The organism is Rhodopseudomonas sp. BR0M22, assembly GCF_010907035.1.
Classification (GTDB): Bacteria; Pseudomonadota; Alphaproteobacteria; order Rhizobiales; family Xanthobacteraceae; genus Rhodopseudomonas.
Window position 1 is genome coordinate 76,382 of sequence record NZ_QUMK01000010.1, and the last position, 8,906, is coordinate 85,287.

9 protein-coding genes are annotated in these 8,906 nt (G+C 64.8%); all 9 read left to right on the plus strand.

The window, feature by feature from the left end:
• Positions 1-49: 49 nt before the first annotated feature.
• The 9 genes from DY468_RS05080 to DY468_RS05115 all read left to right on the plus strand — a co-directional run bounded on the left by DY468_RS05080 (position 50) and on the right by DY468_RS05115 (position 8,843).
• Entirely contained in the window at positions 50-1,594 is a 1,545-nt protein-coding gene (locus tag DY468_RS05080; RefSeq protein ID WP_164602994.1) for a hypothetical protein, read from the plus strand.
• A 283-nt stretch (positions 1,595-1,877) separates the two neighbouring features.
• On the plus strand, positions 1,878-2,027 hold the full coding sequence (locus DY468_RS24585; RefSeq protein WP_205511972.1) for a hypothetical protein: 150 nt from the start codon (positions 1,878-1,880) through the stop codon (positions 2,025-2,027).
• Between the two features lie 218 nt (positions 2,028-2,245).
• Complete coding sequence (locus tag DY468_RS05085; protein ID WP_164602996.1) at positions 2,246-3,925, plus strand: methyl-accepting chemotaxis protein; 1,680 nt, start codon at positions 2,246-2,248, stop codon at positions 3,923-3,925.
• Positions 3,926-4,125: 200 nt separating this feature from the next.
• A complete protein-coding gene (locus tag DY468_RS05090) occupies positions 4,126-5,298 on the plus strand; it encodes a phage portal protein (protein WP_164602998.1) in 1,173 nt (390 codons plus the stop codon).
• A 137-nt stretch (positions 5,299-5,435) separates the two neighbouring features.
• Entirely contained in the window at positions 5,436-6,008 is a 573-nt protein-coding gene (locus tag DY468_RS05095; RefSeq protein WP_349644247.1) for a hypothetical protein, read from the plus strand.
• A gap of 93 nt (positions 6,009-6,101) precedes the next feature.
• Positions 6,102-6,329, plus strand: a complete 228-nt coding sequence (locus DY468_RS05100; protein WP_164603002.1) for a hypothetical protein — start codon at positions 6,102-6,104, stop codon at positions 6,327-6,329.
• Complete coding sequence (locus DY468_RS05105; protein ID WP_164602864.1) at positions 6,326-6,523, plus strand: hypothetical protein; 198 nt, start codon at positions 6,326-6,328, stop codon at positions 6,521-6,523. Before DY468_RS05100 ends, DY468_RS05105 begins: the two co-directional genes overlap by 4 nt.
• Before the next feature lie 207 nt (positions 6,524-6,730).
• Positions 6,731-7,459 (plus strand): HK97 family phage prohead protease, encoded by a 729-nt coding sequence (locus DY468_RS05110; protein ID WP_164603004.1) that lies wholly within the window; start codon positions 6,731-6,733, stop codon positions 7,457-7,459.
• A 130-nt stretch (positions 7,460-7,589) separates the two neighbouring features.
• A complete protein-coding gene (locus DY468_RS05115) occupies positions 7,590-8,843 on the plus strand; it encodes a phage major capsid protein (protein WP_164603006.1) in 1,254 nt (417 codons plus the stop codon).
• Positions 8,844-8,906: the final 63 nt, after the last annotated feature.

The window sequence follows — 8,906 nt, forward strand, 5'->3', positions numbered from 1 at the left end:
CCTGCTATCGATGAAGGCTCGTCCAATCAGCGCAACAGAGGCACGAACCATGCGGCTCGCCGATACGTCCGCTGTTCGTGATGCGCGCCCAGAAGCGCTCTCGAATGTCGATGTCGACCATGCGGGCGAACCGCTCGCCAGGATCGTTCTGACCTTCGTCGTCGCGGTGACTGCCACGGCATGTTCGCCGCTGCTGCACGTCGTCAGCCCGATGCTGGCGATCGCGGTCGAGACGCTGGTCGCGATCGCGATCGCGACCGCGATGCCGGCGCAGGGCCCGGTGATCGCGATCTTTCTGATGATGTTTCAGAACCTGTTCGTGTCGCTGTTCTCACCCCTCGTGGCTGAACCGTCCGAACTCGAATTTCTGAAGGGTTACAATTTCCTGATCTGTGCGGTGCTGTGGCTCGTCGCTTTCGCGCGTGCGGCGGTGTCGCAGCGATCGCCTGCGCTGAACCGGCTGCTGCTGACGAGCACCGCGGTGCTCGGCGTGATGGGTATCTACTTCATGATCGGGCTCGCCCGTGAGCCGAAGGCCGCGGCGATCTATCTCCGCAACATCGCACTGCCGATCCTACTGTTTCAACTCGCGCTGTTGGCCGCCGCGACCCACCGGATCCGGGTGACACCCTATGTGGTAACGATCGCCGTTCTGGTGCTGATCTGTGGCGGTATCGAATTTGCATTCCGTGACGCATGGCTGGATATCACCAACGGCCATGCTTACTGGCGGCTCGAAGAGATCAAGGCGACCAATTCCGGTGTGTGGGAGCGCGAAATGCGGGCCACCGGAAAGGTGATCGTCGGGATCAAGGATTTGTTCGTCGTCGACTTCTTCAACACGTCGTTGCTGAGCGGCCTAGGCCTCGGCCAAATGCTGCGGCTGTACGGACCGAACATCAGTCCGGTCAGCTTCGCCTATGGCGTCGGATTTTTCGCACTGTTTCTGCTGGCGGTGGGGCGCCGCGTACTTGGCGCGTTGGCGTTTGCGCTGATGTTGCTGTGCGGCGTCAAAGGCGCGGCGATCATGGTGCTGTTCGTCGTGGCCGCCTGGATCGGCACGGCTCTTGTCGGTCCAATCCTGGTACTCGGCGGCGCGGTCGTGGTGCTCGCGGTCTATGCGGCTGTCCTCATCCGCACCGGCCTGCAGATCGGCGACTATCACGTCATCGGCTTGATGGGCGGTGTGAACGGCTTCCTTCACGCGCCGCTCGGTCGTGGACTGGGATTGGGTGGCAATCTGACGGAAGGGTTCTCCGGCATCAATTGGCAGGCCGCACAGCAGGCCGGAGCGGTCGAAGGCGCTGCCGAAAGTTCGATCGGCGTGCTGCTGTACCAGATGGGTGTTGCCGCTCTGATACCGCTCGGCTTCTATGTGTTGGTGGCGCTGGCGTGCTGGCGGCTCTATGCGCGCTCCGGGATCCTGCTGCTCGGCCTCGCAGCCTTTGGCATTCTGGTGGTGCTGACCAACGGTCTGTTTCAGGAAGAAGCCATGTTCGCGCCGCCCGCGATGGGATTTCTGATGCTGCTGGCGGGCCTGCTGCTCGGCAGCCACGCTCGGCAGCAGACTGTTGCCGCGGTGAAGTCTGGATAAGAAAATAGTCCTTGACAGCGTGACGCTCGCCGCATAAGGTTGGGCCATGCTCCACAATTGGGTTCGAACGACGGCGCCGCATTGAGGTGTCGGAGCTTTGTTGTGTCGATTGCGCGCTCAGAGTGCATCGACGCCGATCTCCCCAGGCGCGTTTCTGGTTCCATGATCGTTGGCCGCATGCCTCTTGCCGACGGGATCGTCAGTCGGAACGGGTAAGCTAATGACGCGTTTGACTCCTCGATGACGTGCTGACAGCGCACGACCAGCTTGCGAGGAGGGATACATGGCGACCCACGAAAACGGCCGTATCGTTGAAAGTGCGATCGAGGCGAGGCAGGGGGAACGCGGGCCGTCGGTGCTTGCGTTGCTCACCATCAGTACTGGTTTGGCCGTGATGATAATGGGGCTGACTTGGTTCGTCTGGCTCAGCTAATCAACGTGTCGATCGAATGAAATTCGCGCATCGCGTGTGATGGTATCGATGCCGTCTTAAGTTCGAGGCCAGTCTCCGAGATAATTGGCTGTTGGCTGATCAATGCCGTCGACCGGTCGTTGGTACTTCTACGAGTTGCAGCATTAATCGATCATTACCGGATTCTTCCTCAGAGTGGTTACGAGTTTCATCGTCCGCGCCGCACGTCGGGAGAATCAATGTTCAGTCGTAAGTCCAAGAGCGATGCCGGCGGCTTGACGCTGATGGCGACGAAAGCTGTCCGTGCCAACATCATGGTCTCGGACGCCGATCTCAACATCGTTTACATGAACGACTCGGTCACTTCCCTGCTGCGCGATGCCGAGAGCGACCTTCGCAAGGAACTTCCGAAGTTCAATGTCGATACGCTGATCGGCACCAACATCGACAACTTCCACAAGAATCCAAGTCATCAGCGTCAGATGCTGAAGAGCCTCAGCTCGGTGCATCGCGCGACGATTCAGATCGGACCGCGGATCTTCGATCTGATCGCAACGCCGCTCAACAATGCGGACGGCAGTCGTGCAGGGGTGGTGGTCGAGTGGGCCGATGCAGCGATCCGGTTGCAGAATGTCGATTTCGCCGGGCAGGTGGCGGCGGCCAATCGCTCGCAGGCGGTGATCGAGTTCAACATGGACGGGACGGTCCGGACCGCGAACGAGAATTTTCTCAGAACCATCGGCTACAGCCTCGACGAGATCAAGGGCAAGCACCACAGCATGTTCGTCGAGCCGGCCGACCGAGACAGTGCCGGGTATGGCGAATTCTGGGCCGCGCTCAATCGCGGCGAATACCAGGCGTCTGAATACAAGCGGATCGGCAAAGGCGGCCGGGAAATCTGGCTGCAGGCGTCCTATAATCCGATCTTCGACGACAAGGGCCGGCCCGCCAAGGTGGTGAAATTCTCCACCGATGTCACCGAGCAAAAACTGCGTAATGCCGACATGGCCGGCCAAATCGCCGCGATCGGCAAGTCGCAGGCGGTGATCGAGTTCGACATGAACGGCACCGTGCTGACCGCCAACGACAATTTTTTGCATGCGCTGGGCTATACGCTGGGCGAGATCAAGGGCCGGTCCCATAGCATGTTCGTCGATCCGTCGGAGCGTGATGGCGCGGCGTATCGAGAGTTCTGGGCCGCGCTCAATCGCGGCGAATACCAGGCGGCCGAATACAAGCGGATCGGCAAGGGGGGGCGGGAGGTCTATATTCAGGCGTCCTATAATCCTATTCTTGATCTCAATGGCCGACCGTTCAAGGTCGTGAAGTTCGCCACCGATGTTACCAAGCAGGTGCTTGCCCGGATCGGCAACGAGCGGGTGCGCGGGATGATGGAGACGGTGGCTGCAGGTGCCGAAGAGCTGAATACGTCGGTGCGCGAAATCTCCTCGACCATGACCAAGTCGCGAGAGACCGCCTCCGGCGCCGTCGACCGGGTCTCGAACGCCGACGCCCAGGCGCAGCGACTCACCAGCGCAGCGCAATCGATGAGTGGCATCGTCGAACTGATCAACAACATTACTGGTCAGATCAACTTGCTGGCGCTCAATGCAACGATCGAGTCGGCGCGTGCCGGCGAGGCCGGTCGCGGCTTCGCAGTGGTCGCCGCCGAGGTCAAGAACCTTGCCAATCAGGCCAAGCAGGCCACCGACAAAATCGGCGAGGAAATCAGCAGCCTCAACACAATCTCGGGTGATGTCGCGAGTGCGCTGAACGCCATCAAGCAGGCGATCAACGAGGTCAGCGAATACGTCACCTCGACCGCTGCCGCTGTCGAAGAGCAGAGCACCGTGACGAGCGAGATGTCGAGCAGCATGCACCGTGCGGCCGCCGAGGCGGCTCGGATTGCGGCCGGTTGAACGCAGTCTGATCTCCTACATTAACTTCGACCTCGCGCCGCGCGGGTTTCGCGTGGCCGGGGCCGTTGTGTTTTCGGCCGCATCGATCTGAACGTGCCTGCCTCACGCTCAACATGCCTCCCCAGTGGCGAACCGGCAGGGCGCGTGTCCGCGCGCTGTAATGCCGGCGGCGCTGCGCTGCGGCTGTAAAGGACTGACTCATGTTCGATCGTCTCAAGGCCTATCTCGCGCCGCCCGAAGCCAAGGCGTCGCGCACCGCGCGGCTGTTGGCGTTCGAGTCGGGCGGCCTCGCGCGCTGGACGCCGCGCGACTATGCCGGGCTGGCCCGCGAGGGCTACGTGCGCAACGCGGTTGTGCATCGGTGTGTGCGGCTGATTGCCGAGCATGTCGGCGGCTGCGTGTACTCGATATTCGACGGCGCGCAGGAGAAGGAGGCGCATCCGCTGGCGCAGCTGCTGGCGCGGCCCAATCCGCGGCAGGACGGGGCGGCGCTGCGCGAGACGCTGGTGGCGCATCTGCTGCTCGCCGGCAACGCCTATCTCGAAGCGGTCGCACTCGGCGATCAGGTCCACGAACTTTACGCGCTGCGCCCCGACCGCATCAAGGTGGTGCCGGGTGCTGACGGCTGGGCGGAGGCTTACGACTACAGCGTCGGCGGTCGCAGCGTGCGGTTCGATCAGCACGGCGCGATCCCGCCGATCCTGCATCTGACGCTGTTCCATCCGCTCGACGATCACTACGGCCTGGCGCCGCTCGAAGCCGCCGCCGCCGCGGTCGACACCCACAACGCCGCCGCGCGCTGGAACAAGGCGCTACTCGACAATTCGGCGCGCCCCTCCGGTGCGCTGATGTATGCCGGGCCGGAAGGCGCGGTGCTGAATGAGACGCAGTTCGACCGCCTCAAGCGCGAGCTGGAGCAGACCTACGAAGGCGCCGCCAATGCCGGCCGGCCGCTGCTGCTCGAAGGCGGCCTCGACTGGAAGCCGATGGCGCTGTCGCCGAAGGACATGGATTTTCTCGAAGCCAAGCACGCCGCGGCGCGCGAGATCGCGCTCGCCTTCGGCGTGCCGCCGATGCTGCTCGGTATTCCGGGCGACAACACCTTCTCGAACTATCAGGAAGCGAACCGCAGCTTCGTGCGCCAGACCGTGCTGCCGCTGGCGACGCGCGTCGGCAACGCGCTGGCGCAGTGGCTGTCGCCGCAATTCGGAGACGGCGTCCGCCTGGTGATCGACACCGACCAGATCGACGCGCTGTCGCCCGACCGCACCGCGCTGTGGGACCGCGTCACGGCAGCGCCGTTCCTCAGCCTGAACGAAAAGCGCGAAGCCGTCGGCTACGCGCCGCTGGAGGGCGGCGACCGGCTGGGGTGAGGATTGGCGGCTCGCAGGCTGCAGCTGTTGCCGAAAGTCGGACTGCAATTGGGCAATCCGTATGTCACGATTCGCGAGCCCAAATCAGGCCGGGCGAGCGTGATGTGGCAGGGCGAATGACAAGTCTGGAGAACGAAGTGAGGAAGCGGATCTACTTTCAAGATCTGGATCCGGACGGTTGGCCCGAGCCCGGCGAGCTAGCGCCTTACTTCCTTTCGCCGAGCGAAAATCTCTGGTCTAGCGCTGTCGGTGGCAACGATGAGTGGGGGCTCGAGATTACCGGGCTCAATGGCACCGATGGCAAGCCGGAAGTCGATCAGGTCAACGTGCATCTCACAATGGTTGGGACACCTGATTTCGGCGTCTTCTTGCACTATTCGAAGTGGGATGGCCGGATCAGGCAGCCGCTTGATTGTTACTCCAAGGGTGACATGAGCAGGATCAAGGAGTGGTTGCGGACGCTGCAAGGCGATCTGCGGCCGGTCGGTCTGTTTATTCCCTACGCGCACGCGTGGCCCGCCGTGAAGGAGTTCATGGACCGGGACGGCGAACTACCGACCAGCATCGAATGGGTCGACGGCAAGGATCTGCCGCCCAAGACCTTTCGCTTTCCGGGCTTCTTCAAACCCGGGCCGGAGCCGCGCGTATTGCGGGATGAAGATATCAACGAGCAGCCTCCCGGCGACGGCTTCGGGTTTTTGCGCCGCTGAGCTGCGAGCGCGAGCATTCCTCTCACGATGAAGAACGACTGACGGCGCGAGGACGATTGTCCGCCACGCGGATGTCTGCGCGCGAGGGTGCTGATGTCCGATCTGATCAAGATTTTTTCCGAGCGCGGGGACCTCGCTCACGTGGCTTTGCTGCTGTGGGCAGTCGGCGCCAGTCTCGGGCTGTGGTTTGTACTTCGGGAGTGGGCGGCGGCGGTGCGGCGGTTCGACGACTTCGTCCACGCGCTGGAGCTGTTCAACCGCCGGGCCCGGCGGCGCCGGCGCGGCGCGCTGGAGCGTGACGACGACGGAGGGGCCCGATGACCGACCAGGCGCAATCGATGGACCGGCTGCACCGCGTGATGGCGTCGATCCGCCGCGAGACCAAATCGGCCAAGGATCCGTCCAAGGTGTTTCGCGAATTTCTCAGCCATCTCGATCAGGCGCACAGCGCCGTGCCGCGGCGCGCGCGGGCGAAGCCGATGCCGCGCCGGCCGGCCAAGAAGCGCGCGAAGTAGTTCGCTGCGGCGGGGAGGGCGTCGCGCCGCTTTGCTAAGCAGGCGCCGCGACGCGCGAACCTCGCCTCAGCCGACCTGACGAGCCGTCCATCTTCCCCGCAAAGGGGGGGGGGAGGGCCGGCGCCGCCTGCCGCTGATCGCGGCGCGGCGTGTCGGCACTCGATTCAGCAGATCGTTCTCTCCATCCATCGTTTTCACGAGGCGCTCATGCTTGCCCCGCTCACCGATGCCGTGCCGGCGCCGGCGCGATTTGTGCTGGCCGGCGACGGCAGCATCGAAGGCTATGCCAGCCTGTTCGGCGAGGTCGATCAGGCGCGCGACATGGTGATGCCCGGCGCCTTCACCCAGACGCTGAAGCAGCGCGGCCTGCGCAAAATCCCGATGCTGTTTCAGCACGATCCCGCCGAGCCGGTTGGTGTCTGGCTCGAACTGATCGAGGACTGGCGGGGCTTGCGCGCCCGTGGCCGGCTGATCCCGGACGTGGCGCGCGGCCGTGAACTCCTCGCCCTGCTGCGCGAAGGCGCGATCGACGGGCTGTCGATCGGCTATCGCACCGTGCGCGGCCGGATCGATCCGAAGACGCGGGTGCGGCGGCTGTATCAGGTCGATCTCTGGGAGATCTCGATCGTCACCTTTCCGCTGCTGAACGGCGCGCGCATCGCCACCGTCAAGCAGACGCCGCGGCCCTCGCCGCAGCGCGCCGCGGCGGAGGCGGCGTGGTGCCGCGTCCACGATGCGGCAGCGATGAGTTCCGACGATGCCGCGGAGGCACCGGCATCGCCGATCCGGCGCGGGAGGATCGCGGCGACGCTGTCCACCCGCGCCGGCCGCAAACAGGCGCTGGCGAGTATCACTGGCCGGGCGCGCCCGGACCTCGCCCCGCGCGCGCCCGCATCAGCACGGAGCGCCGACGCGGGCGATGGAGCGTCGTCCTGAGCCCCGACGCTGCGATGCCCGGCTGCCCTCACCCCAACCCTCTCCCGCAGGCGGGAGAGGGGGCGCGCTGCGGGGCGGGGCGACGACTTTTTTAAGACCGACCTCCTTCATCATCACCACAAGGGATCTCATGATGACCACGTTCGACCACGCTCCCGAGACCAAGGCCGGCCTTGCCGGCGACGATGCGCAGCAGGTGTTCGATGCCTTGATGCGCACCTTCGAGGACTACAAGGCCGAGAATGACGCGCGGCTGAAGGCGATCGAGGGCGGCCGCGGCGACGTCGTCGCCGAGGAGAAGCTGGCGCGGATCGACGCGGCGCTCGATCATCAGCAGCGCCGGCTCGACGAGCTGGCGCTGAAGGCGGCGCGGCCGCAACTGGCAACCGAGCGGCCGCCGGCGGCGGATCAGCGCGAGCACAACAGCGCGTTCGACGCCTATGTGCGCAGCGGCGATGCGAGCGGGCTGCGCCGGATCGAGACCAAGGCGATGTCGATCGGCTCGTCGCCGGACGGCGGCTATCTGGTGCCGAGCGAGCTGGAGCGCAGCATCTCGGCGCGGCTGGCGACGATCTCGCCGATCCGGGCGCTGGCCTCGGTGCGCGAGATCTCCGGCGGCGTCTACAAGAAGCCGTACACGATCGCCGGTCCGGCGACCGGCTGGGTCGGCGAGACCGATCCCCGGCCGCAGACCGCCTCGCCGTCGTTCGACGCGCTGTCGTTCCCGGCGATGGAGCTGTACGCGATGCCGGCCGCGACCGCGAATTTGCTCGACGACGCGGCGGTGAATCTCGACGACTGGCTGGCGGGCGAAATCGACCAGGTGTTCGCCGAGCAGGAGGGCCTCGCCTTCGTGGCCGGCGACGGCATCAACAAGCCGAAGGGCTTTCTGGCCGTGCCGACGGTGGACAACGGCGCCTGGAGCTGGGGCAAGCTCGGCACCATCGCCACCGGCGTCTCGTCGGGCTTTGCCTCCTCGGCGCCGGCCGACGTGCTGATCGATCTGATCTACGCGCTGCGGCCCGGCTATCGCCAGAACGCCAGCTTCGTGATGAACCGGCGCACCCAGGCGGCGATCCGCAAGTTCAAGGATTCCTCCGGCGCCTATATCTGGCAGCCGCCCGTCACCGCCGGCGGCCGCGCCAGCCTGGCCGGCTTCCCGCTCGCGGATGCCGAGGAGATGCCGGACATCGCCGCGGGCTCGCTCAGCATCGCGTTCGGCGATTTCCGCCGCGGCTATCTGATCGTCGATCGCCAGGGCGTGCGGGTGCTGCGCGATCCGTATTCGTCGAAGCCCTACGTGCTGTTCTACACCACCAAGCGCGTCGGCGGCGGCGTCCAGGATTTCGACGCCATCAAGCTGGTGAAGTTCGCAGCGAGCTGAAGCGCAGCGCCGGTTCTCCCTCTCCCGCCTGCGGGGAGAGGGCCGGGGTGAGGGCTGTAGGGT